The following is an 18800-nucleotide window of genomic DNA, read 5'->3' as shown; positions in this document are numbered from 1 at the left end:
TCGGGTGAAGGGTTTCCTCATCCTGAGGAGGCCTCAAAGAGGCCGTCTCGAAGGACGAGGAAAACAATTCTTCACCGATCGCCCCTGTTAAAGGGGCGCGCGCGGCTTGATCGCCGGGGCGAAATAGGGCATAGGCGGGGCCAACGAGGCGCTGGGCGTATCCCGGCCAGATCGCTATTGCCGGGGTGAGACCGATGAAAGTCCGTAACTCTTTGAAAACATTGCGCTCGCGCCATCGCGCCAATCAGATCGTGCGCCGCAAGGGCCGGGTCTATGTGATCAACAAGGTGCAGCGGCGCTACAAGGCGCGCCAGGGCTGAGTTGCTCCGCCCGAGAGGCGACTGTTGAAAGAGGGCCGGAGCGTAAGCTCGCGGCCCTTTTGATTTTCCGCAAGTCAGCCGCGCTACGTGTTGGCGTCGCCCGAAACGCCCATCAGCGCGAGCACATGGGCGTTCACCGAGCGGCTAAGCGCGTCGACGTCATAGCCCCCTTCCAGCATCGAGACGATTCGGCCGCCGCAGCGCCGGTCGGCGATCTCCATCAGCCGTTTGGTCGCGTCGCCAAAATCTGCCTCGCGCAGCCGCAATCCGCCGAGCGGGTCGCGCTCATGGGCGTCAAAACCCGCTGAAATCAGGATCAGGTCGGGCGCGAAATCGCGCACGCGCGGCAGGATTCGATCTGCAAGCGCCTCTTTAAAGGCTTCGCCGGTCGAACCCGCGAGGAGCGGCGCGTTGACGATCGTGTCGTGAACGCCCGTCTCGTTGCGTCCGCCGGTGCCGGGGTAGAAGGGCGCCTGATGGGTCGAGCAGAACAGCGTCGTCTCATCGGCCCAAAAAATCTCTTGCGTGCCATTGCCATGATGCACGTCGAAATCGACGATCGCGACCCTTTCGGTCCCATGCGCCGCCTCGGCGTGACGGGCCGCGACGGCAATATTGTTGAAAAAGCAAAACCCCATCGGATTGTGCGCGCCAGCGTGGTGCCCAGGGGGCCGCACGGCGACGAAGGCGTTGTCGGCTCGACCCGACATGACCTCGTCAACAGCGGCGACGGCCCCGCCGGCGGCGCGCCAGGCGGCTTCGAGCGTCTTGGGACACATCAGCGTATCGGCGTCGAGCGCGGCATAGCCTTCGCGTGGCGCGGCGCGCTCAAGGGCCGAGAGATAGGACTGTGGGTGGACGCGCTGCAGAGCTTCCGGCTCCGCCCTAGGCGCGCTCAAGCGAATCAGAGAGGCGAATCGCGCCTGCTCCAGGCCCTGCATGATCGCGCGCAATCGCTCAGGGCGCTCCGGATGGCCGGGACCCATCTCGTGATCGAGCCCGCTCTCATGGGTGACGAAAAGGGTTTTCAATGCTGCGACGCAATCCGGACGAGCGACCCTACGCCAGTTAACGCGCTGATTTTCGGCCCTATGGGGCCGTCTGTCCATGAAAAAGAAATTGCAAAGTTCAAGCGCGGCGCCCCGTGGCTTTGCGTGGCGCCGGCGCAACAGTGGGGGAATAATTCCGAAGACGTGATCACAGCCCCAAAGTTCATGATAAGAAAATCGTAACAACTGTTTTGCGGCGGAAAGGAGTGCCGGAAATGAGTTTCAGATATGTGACGGCGGCAGCGTTTCTCGCTGTCTCTCTCGCGGGTTGCAACGTCGCGGGGACGCCTCTTCCCGATCCGAGGATGAGCGGTCGCGACGCCGAATTCATGGCGCTCGCGCCGAAGGCTGGAGTCAGCTCGCAATACGAACGTTACCTGGTCGATTACAGGACCAACGAACCCGTTGGCTCGATCATCGTCGATAACCGCTCGAAATTCCTCTATTATGTCATGCCGGGCGGCAAGGCGGTGCGCTATGGCGTCGCCACCGGCCAGGACGCGATGGCCTTCACTGGCCGCGCCTATGTCGGCGGCATGCAGGAATGGCCGCGCTGGATTCCGCCGAAGGACATGCTTCAGCGCTGGCCGCATCTGCAGCCTACGGCGGACGCGGGCGGTCTGCCCGGCGGTCCCGACAATCCGCTAGGCTCGCGCGCCCTTTACCTCTATCAGAACGGTAAGGACACGCTCTATCGCATCCACGGCACCAATGAGCCCGACAAGATCGGACAGGCCGTGTCCTCGGGCTGCATTCGCATGCGCGACATTGACGCGATCGATCTTTACAACCGCGTGAAGGTCGGCACGAAAGTCGTCGTGCTCTAAGTCCGCGAACTCTCAGCAAAGTTTATGACGCCCTCCGCTCATGCGAGAGGGCGTCATCCGTTTTGATGAAGCTATTTTACGCGCGCGGCGCCACTCCCTAACGCCATAACCAAAGCAAAGCCCAGTCGCTTGACGCGGGGGTGCGCCGTCGCACTGCGCCTTGGCGACGCGACTCCTAAGGTCGCGAGGTTCGCAAGATGCGGGCGATGGAAGAGGGGGAAATAATCATGCGTCCGACGAACAACATCAGCTGCCTTGTCTTGGTTGTTTGCGTTCTTTTGCTGGAGGTCGCGGGCGCTGGCGCTTACCTCGCGTCAGCAAAGGCGAATCCCTCTGACGCCTGCTATGGCTATGCGATTTGCCAATAAATTTTCAGCATCCGTTCAACTTTGATGGAACGCGCGTCCCGCTCCTGCGTTTTATTTTGCGAAAGGCCGGCGCGCCCAGAAATCGATGCTCGAAAGAGCGGAGACGCGGAGCGCCGCGCCTTTCAAAAATTTTGGCAACGGTTGAGCGAAAGGCGGAGGCGGGGCCCGTCATGCGCAATTTGGCTGTGTATGTGATGCTTCTATTTATGTTCGCGGCGAGCGTTGCGAGCGCTGCGACCTTTCTTACGCGCTCGTCGCCAAACGGCGACGATTTTTGCTTCGGCTACGCAATCTGCGAATAATGACGCTGGACCAATAAACGCGTTGGCTTCATGCCGAACGTTTTTGGCGTGCGAGTTCGCGTAAGCGTTCGACGCTTCGCATAAGCGCGCCGGCCTCGATGCCGATGAATCCTTCGATTCGCCGGCACAGGGCGTCCGCCATCGCATAAACGCGTTGCTTGTAGGGCGCGACGAGTTTGCTCGCCCATGCGCGCATGGCGAGGATGACGGTATAGAGTTGGCGAAAGCGCTCCATCTGCATCAGCTTGTCGCGACAGATATCGAAGAGAAACGACATGAAGCCGAGCGCCACGGTCTTGGCGAGTAGGATCGTGAGAAGCCCGCTCAGGAAACGTCCGTGCGCGATGAGTTCGAAGCCCACCAGTTTGGCCGGCAGAATGACGAAGAGCGGAGCGATAAACACGCCGAGCGTCTTCATCGGCGTCAGAGTCGCAACGAAGTCCTTCAGCTGTTGAACATAATGTTCGAGCTTGAGCGCGCGTCCGAGCGCGTGGAGCCATTCGCTGAAATGGTCCCACAGCCAGGTTTCAATCAAGAAGAGGACGGCAAGCGTGAACCAGAAAGCGTCCTTTAGACGGCGCTTCCAATCTTCCATGGCTTCCTCCTCTCACATGCGCCGCGCCGCGCCGGCATGCGCGATCATAAACCAGGTCAGATGTGAATAGCGCGTTTGGCGACGGCGAAAGCCGCTTCGCGCATCGCCTCGGAGAGGGTTGGATGAGCGTGGCACGTGCGCGCGAGATCTTCCGACGAGCCGGAAAATTCCATCAGCACGGCGGCTTCGGCGATCATTTCTCCAGCCCCTGCGCCGAGAATATGAACGCCGAGCACCCGGTCGGTCGCGGCGTCGGCGATGATCTTCACGAAACCGTCGGTCGCGCGCATTGCGCGCGCGCGGCCATTAGCGGTGAAGGGAAAATTGCCGATCGCGACTTCGATCCCCTTGGATTTCGCCTCTTCCTCGGTGATGCCCACCGCCGCGACTTCCGGCATCGTGTAGACGACGCTCGGAATGACGTCGTAATTCACGTGACCAGCCTCTCCGGCGAGGATTTCGGCGATGGCGATTCCTTCGTCCTCAGCCTTATGCGCGAGCATCGGTCCGCGCACGACGTCGCCGATGGCGTAGACGCCCGGAACATTCGTCGCGAAACCTTCGTCGATGACGATGCGTCCGCGCTCTAAGGCGACCCCGGCGTCTTCCAGCCCAAGACCTTGCGTGAAGGGAATGCGTCCTGTCGCGATGAGCACGGCGTCGGCCTCGATCTTGTCTGACGTTGCGCCGTCGATCGACGAAAAGGAGACGATGGCGCGCTCGTCCTTGCTCGTCCCCGCGCGCTCGACGCCTGTGACCTTGGAGGCGAGACGGAAGTCGAAGCCCTGCTTTTCGAGGATCTTCTGGAAACGCGTCGCGATTTCGAGATCGAAACCGGGCAGAATGCGGTCGAGAAATTCGATCGCGATCACTTCGGCGCCCAGCCGACGCCAAACCGACCCAAGCTCGAGTCCAATGACGCCCGCGCCCACCACGACGAGCCGTTTCGGCGGTTTCGCGAGAACCAAGGCGCCGGTCGAAGAAAGAATGAGCTTTTCATCGATCGCGATCTCTTCGCCGGAAGCGCCACCCAACGGCGCGACGGTCGAGCCGGTGGCGATGACGATGTTTTTCGTTTCAACCGTCTGGACGCCGCCGTCGGCGCCGCGAACTTCGACTCGCCCGGCGCCCTTCAGCCGTCCGACGCCGCGGAACGAGTCGATCTTGTGCTTCCTGAAGAGAAAAGCGACGCCGTTGACGTTCGCGCCGACGGTGTCGTTCTTATGTTTCATCATCGCCGAAAGATCGAGCCGCGGCGGATCGACGATGACGCCAAGCGGCGCTAATCCGTGCGCCGCCTCCTCGAACATATGCGAAGCGTGAAGCAGCGCCTTCGACGGGATACAGCCGACGTTGAGGCAGGTGCCGCCGAACGTCGGATCCTTCTCGACGACGGCTGTCTTCAATCCGAGTTGCGCCGCGCGGATCGCGCAAACGTATCCCCCCGGACCGGATCCGATCACGATAAGATCGTAGGTCATGTCATCCGCAATTCAAAAATGGCGCCGGTTCTCTCAGATAAGATCTCTCGAGATGAACTCTGGATAAACGGCGCTTAGCCGGCGGCCCAGACGTAAATGAACGTCGCCACGACGCCGAGCGCAGTTTGACCGAGTTCCAGACGGCCCCAGAGGTCGATGACTTTGCGCGCCTCATGCGCCGCATCGGCCTCGATGAGCGCCAGGATGCGATTGTTGAGCGGCACGATGGCGAGATAGGTGTAGGGCCAACTTGCAATGGCGACGAGCGCGCCGAAAAGCCATCTGACGTCATTGAGCTCACGAAAAGCGATGAAGCCAAAAAGGGCGGCGAGAAACGCAAGACTTGCGAGCACGATGAAGCCGCGGTGGTCGGATGGCTCCCATTCCTTGATGAGCGCGTCATCGCCGAGCGCCAGCCGCGCGGGCTGTTCAACGTAATTGACATAAAGCGACGCGCCGGTGAAGGCGCCTGCCGCCGCGAGCGCGAGCGAACCAATGATCATTCGAACTGTCCTTTGACGGTCGGCAGGCGCATCGACGTTTGCGGCGAATCATCGCCGCCGCCGACGCGCCAAGCTTCTTTAAGCTGATTCGATCGCTTCTTCGTCGCAGACGACGCGCGCGTTGTCTTCGGCTTCCGCGGCGATGTCGATCTTCACCGCCTTGACCGCTTCTTTCTCTTTTTGGCGATCCGTGAAGTGATCGAAGAAGATCTGCATCGCGCGATCTACGCCGTAAGGATTAATGCGGCGCGTGTCCTCGCGATAGAACATCGACACGTTGGGCGAGACAGTCGCGAGATCGTAGGACGGGAAATAGGCGATGTTCGGCCGTGCGCGCACCACTTCGTCCGCGGCCGCGCGAAGAATGGCCTTTACGGCGCTGTTCGATTCGATAACGTGCCGGTCCTCATAGGTCGCGATGATTCCCACGGGCGATACGCTCAGCACGATGCGAACATTAGGATTGACTTCTCGAATGCGGTCAATAGCCGCCAAGAAGTCGCGGACCACTTCGCTGACCGTCATATTGTAAAATTCGAAGACGTTCGGATCCCATTCGCCGCCGGCGACGCCCGGCGCAAGCTGCAGGATCGCGCCATCTGGCTTATGACGCCACGTTTCCGTGTGTCCGAAAGTGAAGACGAAAACGTCCATCGTTTCCAGCATGTGCCGAACGGCGGCGAAATGCCGCTCGCGATCGGCGCGCATCTCCTCCAGGGTGGCGTATCCATCGGGTTCGATGCGCGGCCGGAACGGATCGACGAAGCGGCCGTCCTCGGGGCGATTCCAATAGTCGAGTTGCGGCTTGAAACGCCCATAGACGCGCTCGATCAACTGCAAAAATTGCGCGGTTGTGTAGAGATTGCCGTAGCGGCAGGAATACATCGAATAATTGCGGCGGAGCGCTTCATTCGCCGACATGCCGGCCGGCGGCTGCTCGGCGAGATAATAATGGAATCCGCTCGCTTGCAGGCGTATGGCGATTTCCTGCGCGAAGCAGCTGCCGCCGGTCGCGACCTTGTCCTCCGGCGAGATTGTGAAAGGCGTGTGAATGATCGGATCAAGCGCGAAAGGCGGCAGAGACGTCACCGCCTTGCGCCAAAAGCGATGGTCGGGTAGGGAGCTATAGGGGTTCTCCGCCATGGTCGCACTCCTTTCTGATCCGGCCGATTGTCTCGCGGATCGAGCTTTCGCCCGCGCCGTTCGCGAGCCGCCTTCTGGCGGCGCAACATAGACGGCGCCCGCCCGCTTGTCACCCGGCCGTGCGCGCCATACAGCGCCGACGCCATCGCCCATCCGGTGAAAGACGCATGCTATCGCAGGTTGATAGACAAATTCTCAAATCCTGGCGGGAATACGCCATCGAGCCGCGCATCGCGAAATTCACCGGCCGCGTCATGCGCAATACCGGGCCCCGCATCGCCATCGTCGGCAATTGCCAAAGTTTCGGCGTCGCCTATGCGATGAAAATTCTCGATCCGAGCGCGACAGTGGATCATTTCTCGATGATCGCGCGCGCCCGTTCGACGATGGGCATCTTCGCCAAGACGCTCGAAACTTATGATTACGTCTTCTCGCATGATTTTCTTCCCGGCCATGTGCGCGGGGGCGGCTCCGACGAATTGCGACAGCTTTTGCCGAAGACGATGATCTTCCCCGCGATCACATTCGCGGCCTTTCATCCCGACCTCGTCTATCTCCACGACCTTACGCGCCCGCATGGTTTCGTTTGCGGCCCGATTGGTCCCTATCATTCTGCGATCGGCCTATTCGCTTACCGCAAGGGCCTATCCCTGGAGATGGCCAATGCGCTGTTCAATGAAAATGTTTTCGACGCGCTTGGCTATTTCGATATTTGGAACGAAGCGTCGCGCGAGCTGCTCGACAATACGCTTGGGCTCTATGGCATCGACCTTTCGACCGAGCTGATGAACTGGTCGCGCCGGGGCGTCTTTATGTACAGCACCGTGCATCCGATGAGCTTCGTGCTGTTCGATCTCTCAAAGAAGCTTTTCGAGAAGGTCGGTCTCAAGCCGCGTCAGGTGAATTTCAATTACTACGACATTCACGATCTCTCCCGCAGCGAGATCTTTCCGATCTATCCGCCGATTGCGAAACGGTACGGCGCGCAGGGCGGCTATATGTTCAAGCTGCAGAACCACCATATTTCGACGGCGGTTGGCGACTTTCTGACGCTGCCGCAGTTTCTTGCATCTTGCTACAATATCTACAGCCGTCATGAGGCATCGAAGATCAGCAATCCGCGCGTCGACGCCTGGCTCGCCGATGAGACGACGGTCGGACTGCTGATGAGACTCGCGCGCGAGAATTTCGCCGCAGGGCTGACGCCGACGCTCTAAGCCGATCTATTTCCAGCGCGTGTCGAATTTTGCGAGGTTGAACGGCGGCTTATAGGTGTGCAGCGGATTCTCGCCGCTTGAGGGCTTCACCACGGTAAGGATGCGCTCGCGATGTTTCAGCGGCGCAAATCCGGCAGGGTCCAGCGCGCCGGTGAAGCCGAAAAGATGCGCCGGATCGACATTCACCTTGAAGGCCGGCGGCGGACGCATCCAGCTCTGCGTGACGACATCCATATAGGCTGTCTTCAGCATGTGGTTGAGGCCCCATTGCGTCGGCACGAAGCAGGACTTCGAGGAATCCGACATGTCCCAATAATAAGTATCGGGCCGCAATTCGAGCGTGCCGTCGCCTTCGAAAATGGCGATGGAATTATCGTGCATCAGATGCCGCACCTCGGCGAAGCCCGCGAGTGGGTCGACGAGATGGTAGTAGACGCCGAGACAAATGATGATGTCGAAGGTTTGATTGAGCTTCGAGGCTTCGTAGATCGAAACGCTCTGATTGATCTCGACGTTCGATTTTAGAAGCTTCTTGGCGAGACGTAGACCGGCGCCGCTCGCCCAGTTCTGGCTCACATCGTCAGTGGCGAGAACATGCTTGGCGCCGCGCCGCTCGGCGTAAAAGCTCCAGAAACCGTCCCAGCAGCCTATTTCGAGCACGCTCTTTCCGGCAAAATCGATCTTGTCGAGCTCGCCCTCGATAAAGCGCCAGATGCGGCGGTGATCCTCGGCTTGCGAGACGCTGACGGCGCGCAGCCCGTCGCCGAAATCAAATTCATGATACCAATGGATGGCGTCAATTTCCTTTTGCAGCGCTTCGCGCGAAGCTGCGTCCTGCACGTCCATCGAATGTTCCCTGGAGATTGCGTCAGGCGCGCGAAGGCGCCCGCTCTAGTCGCGGCGACGGCGCGGAGTTTGCCTTTATTCCGCGCTCCATGCAAGGCGAGGGCCTGACGCGGCTATTCCGTCGAGGCGCTCCATCTCCGCTGCGAATTCGCGAATGCGCGGCGCGATCTCCTCGCGGAATCGCGAGCCGTTGAAGACGCCGTAATGGCCAACGCCCTTCTGCACATGATGGCTTTTGCGGGCGGCGGGAATGTTGACGCAAAGCTCCAGCGCAGCCTCGGTCTGACCGACGCCGGAAATGTCGTCCTTTTCGCCTTCGACGGCGAAGAGCGCCGTACGCCGGATCGCTTTGAGGTCGATGAGATTGCCTCGGTGACGGAACAGACCCAGCGGGACCTGGTGACGAACGAACACGCGGTCCACGGTCTGTAAATAGAACTCAGCGGTCAAATCCATCACCGCGAGATACTCGTCATAAAAGTCGCGGTGCTTCTCGGCGGAATCGCCGTCGCCCTCGACGAGATGATTGAACATTTCGAAATGGGCCGAGATATGCCGCTCGAAGTTCATCGACATAAAGCCGGAGAGCTGTAGGAATCCCGGATAGACCTTGCGTCCCATGCCGGCATGCGGAAAAGGCACCGTATGAATGCAGTGGCTGTGAAACCAATCGATGCCGCGTTGCTGCGCGAGCTTGTTGACCGCAGTTGGATTGACGCGCGTATCGATAGGTCCGCCGATCAGCACCATTGACTGCGGGACGTCGGGATCATCTTCCGCTTCCATCGCGGCGATGGCGCAGATCAACGGCACCGAGGCCTGGCAGACGCCTAACGTATGCAGGGGCGTTTCGGTCACGCTTGGCGCGAGGAAGCGCATCATTTCTCGAAGATAGTCGACGTAATCGTCGAGATCGAAAGCGCCGTCGGCGAGCGGCACCGTGCGCGCGTCGCTCCAGTCGGTGATGTAGACGTCATGGGTTGGCAGGAATGCTTCGACCGTGCCGCGCAACAGCGTTGCGTAATGGCCGGACATCGGCGCGACGATCAGCAGCTTTGACTGCTTTGGCGCCGGACCAGGGAATTGGCGATCGAAATGCAGCAGGCCGCAAAAGGGCTTGCTCCAGACGACCTCTTCGACGATCTCGACCTCGGTTCCGTCGACGACCGTCGTATCCAAGCCGAACAGCGGCTTTCCGTAACGGCGCGTCATGCGCTCGAACAGCTCCGCGGATGCGGCGATGCTGCGGCCGAACGAGGTATGATGCATCGGATTGAGCGGGTTCTTCATGGCGTGCAACATGGCGTCAGTCGCCGCCCGCGCTGGCGCAAAAGCCAAGTGCATCATCTCGTATAGCTGGTACGACATCCGGTCCATCTGCACGCTTCTCCCGCCACCCCCATCGCAGCCGCCGCGCCGCGCTTTCCATGTTGCACTGCACAATCAGCCTATAACATATTCAGATTGGGCGAAATCAAAAGTCTGCGAGCAGAGCTCGCCCGAAAATTCGCAATCCAGTCATATTCGCGCAGCCAAGGCCGCGATTGCAAGCGCAAACCAGAGCATGGCCGCAGCTCGCCGATAGAGGGCGAGGGCGCGGTGGATATCCGCCGCATTCGCCTGGGGGTTCCCCTCGCCGAGACTTACAGCGTGCACATTAACGCCCGCGTAAGAGCGCAAGCCGCCCAGCTTAAGGCCAAGGGCGCCTGCCATGGCCGCTTCAGGCCAGCCGGCGTTGGGCGAGGCGTGACCCGGCGCGTCTCGACGCGCGACGGCGAACGCCTTGGAGGGAGAGGTTCTGCCGAGCCCCAAGGCGCCGATCGCCAGCAGGCCCGCCGTTGCGCGCGCGGGGAGGAAGTTCATCAGATCGTCGCAGCGCGCCGCGGCCCAGCCGAAGGCCAGGTAGCGGGGCGACTTGTGGCCGATCATGCTGTCCGCGGTGTTCACAGCCTTGTAGGCGAGCGCGCCCGGCAAGCCGAAGACGGCGAGCCAAAGCGCCGGAGCCACCACGCCATCCGAGAAATTTTCGGCAAGGCTCTCGATGGCGGCGCGCGCGACGCCTGACTCGTCGAGCGCCGATACATCGCGGCCGACGATCTTCGCCACCGCTATGCGACCATCCTCGACGGAGGTCGCCAGCCGCTCGGCGACCTCGGCGACATGGGCGTGCAGGCTGCGTTGGGCCAGAAGGCTGGACGCGACGATGGCGAGAGCGATCCATCCGAAGGGAATCACGACCGCGATGCGCTCGGCCACCGCGCCGATCCCGACAGCAACGAAAAGAAGAATCGCGAGAGCGCCGGCGCCTTTCAACCGCCGCAGAGCGAAGGAGTCGTCTTCACAATTCAGCGCGTGATCAAGCCTGGCGATCAGCGCGCCCAGCCATGTCACCGGATGGCCGATCTTGCGGAAAAGCGCGTTTGGATAGCCGGCGCCCGCCTCGATGACGAGCGCCAGGAGCGCAAGTTCGCAGTTCACCTTCCGAAGAGCGCGGTGATCGACGCCTTGGCGAGCGCATTCTGGTTGATGGTGAAGCCGGCGATGGCGGTGCGGCCATGGGCGGCGTCGCCGAGCTTGTCGGTCTTCAACGCGTAAACGGTGAAAATATAGCGGTGCGGCTTGCCCGGCGGCGGGCAGGGGCCTCCGTAGGCTTTATCGCCGAAGTCTGTCTCCAACTGATGCGCGCCGGCGGGTAGATTTTTGCCCGACGCATCGCCGGCGCCCCGCTTCAAACCGCGAACGTCGGCGGGAATATCGACCGCGAGCCAATGCCAAAAACCGGCGCCCCCGGTCGGCGCATCAGGATCATGCACGGCGACGGCGAAGCTCTTCGTGCCGGCGGGTGGGTCGCTCCAGTGAAGTTCGGGCGAGACGTTCTCGCCGGTGCAGCCGAAAGAATCATAGACATGCCTCATGTCGATCTTCTGGCCTTCGGCGATGTCGGGGCTTGTGAGCTCAAATGCGTGGGCGCCGCTTGAATCGGCGGCGGCCAGCGCGATAAGGCCGAGAAAGGATGAAACGCTGCGCAACATGTAAGCGTGCTCCTTGATCTGAAATTCGCTGCATCTTTTAGCGGATTGGCGCGCCGGTGTCGCGCGTCCTTGCTTCGCGGTAAAGAGGGCGCATGAGCGATGCGGGAAGTGGGCGTCCTTTGCGCCGCGGCTGGACAACAGGCGCTTGCGCGACCGCGGCTGCACGCGCCGCCTTTGAGGCGCTGATGACAGGCGCGCCGCCCCCAGACCCGGTCGAAATCGCGCTGCCGTCGGGAAAACGCGTCGCCTTTGCGCTGGCAACCTTTGAACGCGGCGAGGATTTCGCCCGCGCCGGGGTGGTGAAGGACGCAGGCGACGACCCGGACGTCACGCACGGCGCCCTTATATGCGCGCGCGTGCGACGCGGCGCGCCGGGCGCCGGCGTGCGTTTTTTCTCGGGCGAAGGCGTCGGCGTGGTCACTCGGCCAGGCCTCCCTCTGCCGCCCGGCGCGCCGGCGATCAATCCCACGCCGCGTAAGATGATGATCGAGACAATCGAGGACGCGAGCGCAAAGATTGGCGTCGGCGCAGACGTCGACATCGAAATTTCGATCCCAGGCGGCGAGGAGCTCGCCAAACATACGCTGAACGGACGCCTGGGGATCATCGGCGGACTTTCCATTCTCGGCACAACCGGAATCGTCACGCCATTTTCCTGCGCCGCTTGGATCGACAGCATCCATCGCGGCGTCGATGTGGCGCGAGCAAGCGGCCTGACGCATGTCGCCGGCACGACGGGCTCAACCTCGGAAGCGGCCGTGAAGCGGCTCTATGATCTGCCGGAGACGGCGCTCATCGAAATGGGCGATTTCGTCGGCGGGCTTTTGAAATATCTTCGCACGCATCCAGTCGCGCGCGTGACGATCGGCGGCGGGTTCGCCAAGATGACGAAGCTCGCACAAGGACGGCTCGATCTTCATTCGGGCCGCTCGAGCGTCGATTTTGCGCAATTGGCGCAAACCGCGCGCGAAGTCGGCGCGGGCGAAGAGATTGCGGCGCTGATCGCAAACGCCAATAGCGCGCTCGAAGCTTTGGAGATCGCGCAGGGCGCCGGCGTCGATTTGGCGGCGCCGATCGCGCGCGCCGCGTGGAGAACCGCCGCCCGGGCGCTGGAGACGGGAGAGAGCGAATTGGACGTCATCATATTTGATCGCGAGGGCGTTCTGCTTGCCCGCACGCCGTTTCGGAAGGCTATTCAATGATGATGGTAAGTGGAACAGCGTCATTGCGAGCGAAGCGAAGCAATCCAGGGTTATGGGGCGATGTCTGGATTGCTTCGTCGCTGGCGCTCCTCGCAATGACGGATGAATGGTTGGCATGACCGAAAACCCCCATCTCACTCTCGTGCTCGGCGGCGCGCGTTCAGGCAAAAGCGCTTATGCAGAAAGCATTATCGTCCCGCGTCCGGCGCCATGGACCTATATTGCGACGGCCCAGATTCTCGACGATGAAATGCGCGCGCGCGTCGACGCGCATCGCTTGAGGCGCGGCGAAAACTGGCGCACGGTTGAGGCGGCGCAGGCGCTCGTCGAAGCGATCGCCGGAGCGCCAGCCGATCGTCCTCTGCTCATCGATTGCCTCACGCTATGGCTAAGCAATCGGCTGCTCGCGGACGCCGACCTCTCACGTGATCGCGCCGAACTCGTTCATGCGTTAGCGTGCCGCTCGGCGCCGACCGTCGCCGTCTCGTCCGAGGTTGGACTGTCGATCGTGCCCGACAACGCGCTGGCGCGTTCTTTTCGGGACGCGGCAGGCGAATTGCATCAGGCTATTTCGAAAATTGCTGGAAGAGTGGCGCTCGTCGTCGCGGGCAATCCGCTGACGGTGAAAGGTCCGCCTGTCATCTAAATTGCAGCGTTTCCGCAGATAAGTTCGCAATGCGATTTTGAAGGAGAAAATTTATGCACGTTTGTTTACGCGCAATCATCTTCGCCGCCGCCGCTGTGTCGGCGCTATTTGCAATCGACGCTGCGTCGGGCGCCGAGCGCCTGCCGGCATATGGCGCAAATCTGTCCGAGACCTCGGCGTCGGGGATTTCGTCCGGCGCCGCCATGGCTTTGCAATTCCACGTGGCGCATTCCGGCATTGTGAAAGGCGCAGGAATCATTGCCGGCGTTCCTTATGACTGTGCGGAGCAGAGTACGAACCAGGCGACCAACAATTGCATGAAGCCGGACGCGGGGCATCCGGTCCCAGATCCGGCGCATCTGAAAGACATCACCGATTCGCTTGCGCGCTCGGGCGCCATAGACGACGTCGCCAATTTAAACGATGCGACCGTGTGGCTGTTTTCCGGCCGCAAGGACGAGGTGGTGCTGCCAGTCGTCATGGACGCGACGCGCGACTATTACGCGAACTATGTGCCGCCGGACCGCCTGGTCTATCGAAACGACATTGACGCCGGCCACGCAATGGTCACCGAGGACTATGGCGAGAAATGCCCCGCGAACAAAGCTCCCTTCATCGTGAACTGCCACTTCGACGCCGCCGAAGCGCTGCTCGAACAGATTTACGGCCCCCTCAATCCGCCGAGCGCGCAGCCAACTGGAAAATATGTCGAGTTCGACCAGAAGGAATTTCTGCCCGACGGCAATCCTTATAATCACAGCCTCAGCGATGTCGGCTACGCCTATATTCCGCATGTCTGCGCCTTGGAGACATGCCGCGTGCATGTCGCGCTGCATGGCTGCAAACAGCAGGCCGCCGAGATCGGCGACGCCTTCTATAAGCACGCCGGCTACAATCGTTGGGCGGATACGAACCACATCATCGTGGTCTATCCGCAAACGATCAGCCGCTGGGGATGGGGTTGGCCGTTCTACACTTTGAATTTCGTGTTGAACCCCAACGCCTGTTGGGACTGGTGGGGCTATGACAGCGCCGTGCACCACACGAAGAAGGGACCGCAGATCAGCGCCATTCGCGCAATGGTGGACAGGCTTGCGACGAAGCCTTGAGCGGCGGCTTGTCAACCTTCATCCTTCGAGACGCGGCCTTCGGCCGCTCCTCAGGATGAGGGGCCCTCACGCAGTCCTCATGCTGAGGAGCCGCTGAAAGCGGCGTCTCGAAGCACGAGGACGGCGGCGATTCTCGTGTGAGCGATAGCGTCTCGTTGCGCCATCTTTCTCGCTATGCCCCAGCCGCTTTCAGCCCCTTTTCCAGATCGGCGATGATGTCGTCGATATGTTCGAGGCCGATCGAGAGGCGCACATAGCCGGGCGTGACGCCTGAAGCGAACTGCGCTTCTTCGGCCAACTGCGAATGCGTCGTCGTCGCCGGATGGATGGCCAGACTGCGCGCATCGCCGATATTGGCGACGTGGTAGAACATCTCCAGCGCGTCGATGAAACGGCGGCCGGCTTCCAAGCCGCCTTTCAGTTCGAAGCCGAGCAGCGCGCCATAGCCGCCCTTCAAATATGTATCGGCGCGCCGCCGCATCTCGCCTGACTGCTGCGACGGATGGATGACCCGCGTCACTTCGCTGCGCTTACTTAAGAAGTCGACAACCTTCCGCGTGTTCTGCACATGGCGCTCCATGCGCAGCGTCACCGTCTCGACGCCCTGCAGCGTCAGGAAGGCGTTGAAAGGGGAAGGCGCCGGTCCAAGATCGCGCAACAGAGTCGCGCGCGCCTTGATGATATAGGCGACGGGTCCGATGGGCTTGACCGCCTCCACCCAAAGGGCGCCGTGATAGCTCGGATCGGGCGTATTGAGCGCCGGCTGGCGCTGTGGAAATTTCTCCCAATCGAAATTGCCGGCGTCGACAATCGCGCCGCCGATCGACGTGCCGTGGCCGCCGAGATATTTCGTCGTCGAATAGACGACGATCGCGGCGCCGTGATCGATCGGCCGGCAGAGAATTGGCGCCGCGGTATTGTCCATGATCAGCGGAACGCCGAATTCGCGACCGATCGCCGCGACTTCAGCGATCGGAAACACAGTCAGTTTGGGATTGGGCAAAGTCTCCGCGTAGTAAGCGCGTGTGCGTTCGTCGGTGGCGCGGCGGAAATTTTCTGGATCCGCCGGATCGACGAAGCGCACTTCGAGACCCTGATCCTTCAGCGTATTGGCGAAGAGGTTCCAGGTGCCGCCGTAAAGGTCGGTCGATGAGACGATGTTGTCGCCGACGCGCGCGAGATTTTGGATTGAGAGCGCAGAGGCCGCCTGTCCCGAAGCAAGCGCCAGAGCGGCGACGCCGCCTTCAAGCGCCGCCAGTCGCGCCTCCAATATGCCCGTCGTCGGATTGCCAATGCGCGTGTAGATGTGGCCGAGCTCCTTCAGCGCGAAAAGATTGGCGGCGTGCTCGGTGTCGCGAAACTGATAGGAAGTCGTCTGATAGATCGGCGCAGCGACAGCGCCATTGGTTTCGTCCGCGCGCCATCCGGCATGAAGCGCAATCGTTTCGGCGTGCTTGCTGTCGACGGCCATTATCTTCCTCCGGGCGTGAGCGTAAGCTGAATAGAGCAAAGCGAACGCGCGCGCTATACGGGCCGTCTTCCCATTGCTTGCCTTACCGTCTCCGCCATTTACACGCAGGGGCTTTGCGTCACGCGCGCGTCCGCCGCAGGGAGTTGGATATGAAGAAAAGATTCGCCGTCATGGTAAGTCTCGCCTTAGCCTTTCTGGCGCCAGCGGCGTTGGCCGAAGAGCAGCAGGATCAAGGCGTGACGTCCGGACCAGCAGCGGGCACCCCTGTTGAGCCATCGGGCGCCGTGCAGAAAGATAATCCCAGCGCGGTGGAGGCCAATCCAAGCGGCCTCCCCGGTCCGAGCGGAACCTCCGCCGGCGCGCCGGCCGTTGAGGGCAAGAAAGGGACGCAAAGCGGCCAGGAATGGCTTCCGCCCCAAGAAATTCGCCGGAAAAAAGGGCCAACCTCATAGCGTCAGTTTAGGTGCGACGCAGGCGAGCGCGAAGGCGTATTCGAGCGCCGTGTCTTCAAGCGACTCGAAACGGCCGGAGGCGCCGGCGTGGCCGGCGCCCATATGCGTGAATAGCAAAATGGGTCCGCCGCCGCTCATTTTCGCGCGCAGCTTCGCAACCCATTTGAGCGGCTCCCAATAGGTCACCCGAGGATCGGCGACTCCGCCGACGGCGAGGATCGGCGGATAGTATTGCCGGCGCACATTGTCGTATGGCGAGTAGGACGCGAGACGATCATAAGCTTCGACGCTGGCGATAGGGTTTCCCCATTCCAGCCATTCGGGCGGCGTCAGTGGCAGATCGTCGCGCAGCATCGTGTTGAGCGTATCGACAAAGGGCACGCTCGCGATGATCCCGGCGAAAAGCTCCGGCGCCTCGTTGGCGACAGCGCCCATCAGCAGTCCGCCTGCTGATCCGCCCTGCGCGACGATGGCGCCTTCATGCGTATAGGCGCTCGAGACGAGATGACGCGCGCAATCGATGAAGTCTGAGAAGCTATTTTGCTTTTTCTCAAGCTTGCCGTCTTCGTACCAGCGCCAGCCCTTATCCGTTCCGCCGCGAATATGGGCGCGCGCGTAGACGAAGCCTCGATCGACGAGCGATAGGATGTCTTCGTTGAAGCTTGCAGAGAGCGCATAGCCATAGGCGCCATAGCCGTAGAGCAGCAGCGGCGCTCCCTCGCCGCCCGGCGAAAAATCGGCGCGGTGCAGGAGCGTGATCGGCACGCTTTCGCCATCGCGCGCCGTCGCGAACAGCCGTCGCGTGACATAATTCTTGGGGTCATGTCCCGATGGAATCTCCTGGCGCTTGCGCAAGATGCGCGTGCGCGTCGTCATGTCGTAGTCATAGGTTTCGTCGGGCGTCGTCATCGACGAATAGACGAAGCGTAAAATGTCGGTGTCGAATTCAAGACCCGGATCGATCGAAAGCGCATAGGCTTCTTCTTCGAAATGGATCGCGTGTTCATCGCCGCTCAAGAGCGCGCGGACGACGATTTTCGGAAGGGAGTCTTCGCGAAGCAGCCAAACAAGATGGCGCGCATAAACGGTGAAATAGTCGATCATCGCGCCTTGGCGATGGTGGACGACATCCTTCCAGTTTTCGCGGCCTGGTTCTGCAAGCGGCGCGACTGAAATGCGGAAATCGTCGGCGCCGTCCGCGCTGTTGCGAATAAAAATGAGGTCGCCATGCGGCTCGACGTCGTAGCGCAGGCGCGGTTCGCGTGGCGCGACGATGCGCGGCGTGGGATTTTCTTCACGAAGATCGATGAGCCAGCATTCCGTGGCGTCGTGACCGTGGATCGACACGATCGCGAAGCGGCTGCAATGGCTTTCGCCCAGGCCGACAAACCAGGCGCTGTCCAATTCCTCGATGACGAGCGTATCGTCGGCGGGATCAGTTCCGATCTCGTGGCGGAAGATCTGCGAGGTGCGATGGTTCTCGTCTACCAGCACATAGTAATAGGCTTTTGAATCGGCGCGCCAGACGATTGTGCCGTCGCTGTCGCTCACGACGTCGGCGCGGTCGAGGCCGTCGCCGAGCGCGCGCGTTCGAATATCGTAAAGCTCCGAGCCAGCGTCGTCGACGCTCCAGGCGAGTTGCGCGTGATCGGGCGCATGCGCCGCATCGCCGATGTCGAAGAACTCGTGACCCTTAGCGAGCGCATCGCCGTCGAGAAGGATTGTTTCGGCGCCGCCTTCACGCGGCGTTCGGCAGTAACGCGGATGTTCCGCGCCGGGGTGGAAGCGCTCGTAATAGGCGAAAGGTCCGTCAGGCTCCGGAACGTCGCTGTCGTCCTCTTTGATGCGTCCGCGCATCTCGGCGACGAGCGTCTTCCGCAGATCTTTGAGCGGCGCCATGACGCGATCGCAATTGGCGTTTTCCTCTTTGATCAGTTTGGCGATGTCGGCGGGAAGAGCGTCGGGATCGCGCAGCACTTCGCGCCAGTTTTTTGCGGCAAGCCATTCGTACGGATCGTCGAGCACGCGGCCATGGATGACTCTGCGCGTGTGGCGTTGCGCTGCGGCCGGCGGCGCCGCGCCTGCGAGATCGAATCGCCAATCCGATGGCTTGTTGCGGGCCATGTCATCCTCCGCCGATTGTCGTTGAATGGTTTTATCACTGCTTGCAGCGCAGCACAGAAATCTGTCGGGAGGATTGGAATCCGAAGCAATTTGTAAATCTTTCGTGACTTAGC

General features: G+C 61.2%; 18 protein-coding genes. 7 read left to right on the top strand and 11 right to left on the bottom strand.

Annotation, left to right across the window (positions count from 1 at the left end; genetic code table 11):
• Positions 1-194: 194 nt before the first annotated feature.
• Complete coding sequence (ykgO, locus tag FEV16_RS05690) at positions 195-320, top strand: type B 50S ribosomal protein L36 (protein ID WP_138166672.1); 126 nt, start codon at positions 195-197, stop codon at positions 318-320.
• 83 nt (positions 321-403) lie between these two features.
• Here ykgO and FEV16_RS05685 read toward each other — a convergent pair whose 3' ends face one another.
• Complete coding sequence (locus FEV16_RS05685) at positions 404-1306, bottom strand: histone deacetylase family protein (RefSeq protein ID WP_171015149.1); 903 nt, start codon at positions 1304-1306, stop codon at positions 404-406.
• A 278-nt stretch (positions 1307-1584) separates the two neighbouring features.
• On the opposite strand from FEV16_RS05685, the gene FEV16_RS05680 reads away from it, so the two are divergent.
• Positions 1585-2196 carry a L,D-transpeptidase gene (locus tag FEV16_RS05680; protein WP_138166670.1) on the top strand — a complete coding sequence of 204 codons (612 nt, stop codon included), beginning with the start codon at positions 1585-1587 and terminating at the stop codon, positions 2194-2196.
• 698 nt (positions 2197-2894) lie between these two features.
• Here FEV16_RS05680 and FEV16_RS05675 read toward each other — a convergent pair.
• From FEV16_RS05675 to FEV16_RS05660, 4 genes are all read right to left on the bottom strand, one after another.
• The gene (locus tag FEV16_RS05675; RefSeq protein ID WP_138166669.1) at positions 2895-3461 is read right to left on the bottom strand and encodes a hypothetical protein; all 567 of its coding nucleotides are present in this window, start codon (positions 3459-3461) and stop codon (positions 2895-2897) included.
• Positions 3462-3517: 56 nt separating this feature from the next.
• Positions 3518-4942: a dihydrolipoyl dehydrogenase gene (gene lpdA, locus FEV16_RS05670; RefSeq protein ID WP_138166668.1), complete on the bottom strand. Its 1425-nt coding sequence runs from the start codon at positions 4940-4942 to the stop codon at positions 3518-3520.
• 74 nt (positions 4943-5016) lie between these two features.
• On the bottom strand, positions 5017-5445 hold the full coding sequence (locus FEV16_RS05665; protein WP_138166667.1) for a DUF1772 domain-containing protein: 429 nt from the start codon (positions 5443-5445) through the stop codon (positions 5017-5019).
• A 78-nt stretch (positions 5446-5523) separates the two neighbouring features.
• Positions 5524-6588, bottom strand: coding sequence for a GSCFA domain-containing protein (locus FEV16_RS05660; RefSeq protein WP_138166666.1), 1065 nt, complete (start codon positions 6586-6588; stop codon positions 5524-5526).
• Between the two features lie 167 nt (positions 6589-6755).
• On the opposite strand from FEV16_RS05660, the gene FEV16_RS05655 reads away from it, so the two are divergent.
• Entirely contained in the window at positions 6756-7805 is a 1050-nt protein-coding gene (locus FEV16_RS05655) for a WcbI family polysaccharide biosynthesis putative acetyltransferase (RefSeq protein ID WP_138166665.1), read from the top strand.
• Between the two features lie 6 nt (positions 7806-7811).
• Here FEV16_RS05655 and FEV16_RS05650 read toward each other — a convergent pair whose 3' ends face one another.
• The 4 genes from FEV16_RS05650 to FEV16_RS05635 form a co-directional block, all read right to left on the bottom strand.
• Positions 7812-8651, bottom strand: a complete 840-nt coding sequence (locus FEV16_RS05650) for a class I SAM-dependent methyltransferase (protein WP_138166664.1) — start codon at positions 8649-8651, stop codon at positions 7812-7814.
• A gap of 75 nt (positions 8652-8726) precedes the next feature.
• Positions 8727-10019: a polyhydroxyalkanoate depolymerase gene (gene phaZ, locus FEV16_RS05645; protein ID WP_171015148.1), complete on the bottom strand. Its 1293-nt coding sequence runs from the start codon at positions 10017-10019 to the stop codon at positions 8727-8729.
• 150 nt (positions 10020-10169) lie between these two features.
• On the bottom strand, positions 10170-11129 hold the full coding sequence (cbiB, locus tag FEV16_RS05640; protein ID WP_138166662.1) for an adenosylcobinamide-phosphate synthase CbiB: 960 nt from the start codon (positions 11127-11129) through the stop codon (positions 10170-10172).
• Positions 11126-11683 (bottom strand): YbhB/YbcL family Raf kinase inhibitor-like protein, encoded by a 558-nt coding sequence (locus tag FEV16_RS05635; RefSeq protein WP_281404841.1) that lies wholly within the window; start codon positions 11681-11683, stop codon positions 11126-11128. Before FEV16_RS05635 ends, cbiB begins: the two co-directional genes overlap by 4 nt.
• Before the next feature lie 92 nt (positions 11684-11775).
• On the opposite strand from FEV16_RS05635, the gene FEV16_RS05630 reads away from it, so the two are divergent.
• The 3 genes from FEV16_RS05630 to FEV16_RS05615 all read left to right on the top strand — a co-directional run bounded on the left by FEV16_RS05630 (position 11776) and on the right by FEV16_RS05615 (position 14640).
• The gene (locus tag FEV16_RS05630) at positions 11776-12885 is read left to right on the top strand and encodes a cobalt-precorrin-5B (C(1))-methyltransferase (protein ID WP_138166661.1); all 1110 of its coding nucleotides are present in this window, start codon (positions 11776-11778) and stop codon (positions 12883-12885) included.
• A gap of 115 nt (positions 12886-13000) precedes the next feature.
• The gene (gene cobU, locus FEV16_RS05620; protein WP_138166660.1) at positions 13001-13531 is read left to right on the top strand and encodes a bifunctional adenosylcobinamide kinase/adenosylcobinamide-phosphate guanylyltransferase; all 531 of its coding nucleotides are present in this window, start codon (positions 13001-13003) and stop codon (positions 13529-13531) included.
• Positions 13532-13584: 53 nt separating this feature from the next.
• Positions 13585-14640 carry a polyhydroxybutyrate depolymerase gene (locus tag FEV16_RS05615; protein WP_138166659.1) on the top strand — a complete coding sequence of 352 codons (1056 nt, stop codon included), beginning with the start codon at positions 13585-13587 and terminating at the stop codon, positions 14638-14640.
• A gap of 172 nt (positions 14641-14812) precedes the next feature.
• On the opposite strand, the gene FEV16_RS05610 is transcribed toward FEV16_RS05615, so the two are convergent.
• The gene (locus FEV16_RS05610; protein WP_138166658.1) at positions 14813-16111 is read right to left on the bottom strand and encodes a PLP-dependent transferase; all 1299 of its coding nucleotides are present in this window, start codon (positions 16109-16111) and stop codon (positions 14813-14815) included.
• Positions 16112-16260: 149 nt separating this feature from the next.
• Here FEV16_RS05610 and FEV16_RS05605 point away from each other — a divergent pair, with 149 nt between their 5' ends.
• Positions 16261-16563: a hypothetical protein gene (locus FEV16_RS05605; protein WP_138166657.1), complete on the top strand. Its 303-nt coding sequence runs from the start codon at positions 16261-16263 to the stop codon at positions 16561-16563.
• Here the strand turns inward: FEV16_RS05605 and FEV16_RS05600 are convergent.
• Positions 16558-18687 carry a S9 family peptidase gene (locus FEV16_RS05600; RefSeq protein WP_138166656.1) on the bottom strand — a complete coding sequence of 710 codons (2130 nt, stop codon included), beginning with the start codon at positions 18685-18687 and terminating at the stop codon, positions 16558-16560. The two genes, FEV16_RS05605 and FEV16_RS05600, sit on opposite strands and share 6 nt — an antisense overlap.
• Positions 18688-18800: the final 113 nt, after the last annotated feature.

The sequence above is a fragment of the Methylocystis sp. B8 genome, assembly GCF_005771425.1.
Classification (GTDB): Bacteria; Pseudomonadota; Alphaproteobacteria; order Rhizobiales; family Beijerinckiaceae; genus Methylocystis.
The sequence above is the reverse complement of the archived record's forward strand: the minus strand, read 5'-3'. Positions and strand labels throughout refer to the sequence as shown.

Coding starts and splice junctions, on each gene's coding strand:
- ykgO (WP_138166672.1), top strand. CDS start 195: ATGAAAGTCCGTAACTCTTTGAAAACATTGCGCTCGCGCCATCGCGCC.
- FEV16_RS05685 (WP_171015149.1), bottom strand. CDS start 1,306: ATGGGTCCCGGCCATCCGGAGCGCCCTGAGCGATTGCGCGCGATCATG.
- FEV16_RS05680 (WP_138166670.1), top strand. CDS start 1,585: ATGAGTTTCAGATATGTGACGGCGGCAGCGTTTCTCGCTGTCTCTCTC.
- FEV16_RS05675 (WP_138166669.1), bottom strand. CDS start 3,461: ATGGAAGATTGGAAGCGCCGTCTAAAGGACGCTTTCTGGTTCACGCTT.
- lpdA (WP_138166668.1), bottom strand. CDS start 4,942: ATGACCTACGATCTTATCGTGATCGGATCCGGTCCGGGGGGATACGTT.
- FEV16_RS05665 (WP_138166667.1), bottom strand. CDS start 5,445: ATGATCATTGGTTCGCTCGCGCTCGCGGCGGCAGGCGCCTTCACCGGC.
- FEV16_RS05660 (WP_138166666.1), bottom strand. CDS start 6,588: ATGGCGGAGAACCCCTATAGCTCCCTACCCGACCATCGCTTTTGGCGC.
- FEV16_RS05655 (WP_138166665.1), top strand. CDS start 6,756: ATGCTATCGCAGGTTGATAGACAAATTCTCAAATCCTGGCGGGAATAC.
- FEV16_RS05650 (WP_138166664.1), bottom strand. CDS start 8,651: ATGGACGTGCAGGACGCAGCTTCGCGCGAAGCGCTGCAAAAGGAAATT.
- phaZ (WP_171015148.1), bottom strand. CDS start 10,019: ATGTCGTACCAGCTATACGAGATGATGCACTTGGCTTTTGCGCCAGCG.
- FEV16_RS05635 (WP_281404841.1), bottom strand. CDS start 11,683: ATGTTGCGCAGCGTTTCATCCTTTCTCGGCCTTATCGCGCTGGCCGCC.
- FEV16_RS05630 (WP_138166661.1), top strand. CDS start 11,776: ATGAGCGATGCGGGAAGTGGGCGTCCTTTGCGCCGCGGCTGGACAACA.
- cobU (WP_138166660.1), top strand. CDS start 13,001: ATGACCGAAAACCCCCATCTCACTCTCGTGCTCGGCGGCGCGCGTTCA.
- FEV16_RS05615 (WP_138166659.1), top strand. CDS start 13,585: ATGCACGTTTGTTTACGCGCAATCATCTTCGCCGCCGCCGCTGTGTCG.
- FEV16_RS05610 (WP_138166658.1), bottom strand. CDS start 16,111: ATGGCCGTCGACAGCAAGCACGCCGAAACGATTGCGCTTCATGCCGGA.
- FEV16_RS05605 (WP_138166657.1), top strand. CDS start 16,261: ATGAAGAAAAGATTCGCCGTCATGGTAAGTCTCGCCTTAGCCTTTCTG.
- FEV16_RS05600 (WP_138166656.1), bottom strand. CDS start 18,687: ATGGCCCGCAACAAGCCATCGGATTGGCGATTCGATCTCGCAGGCGCG.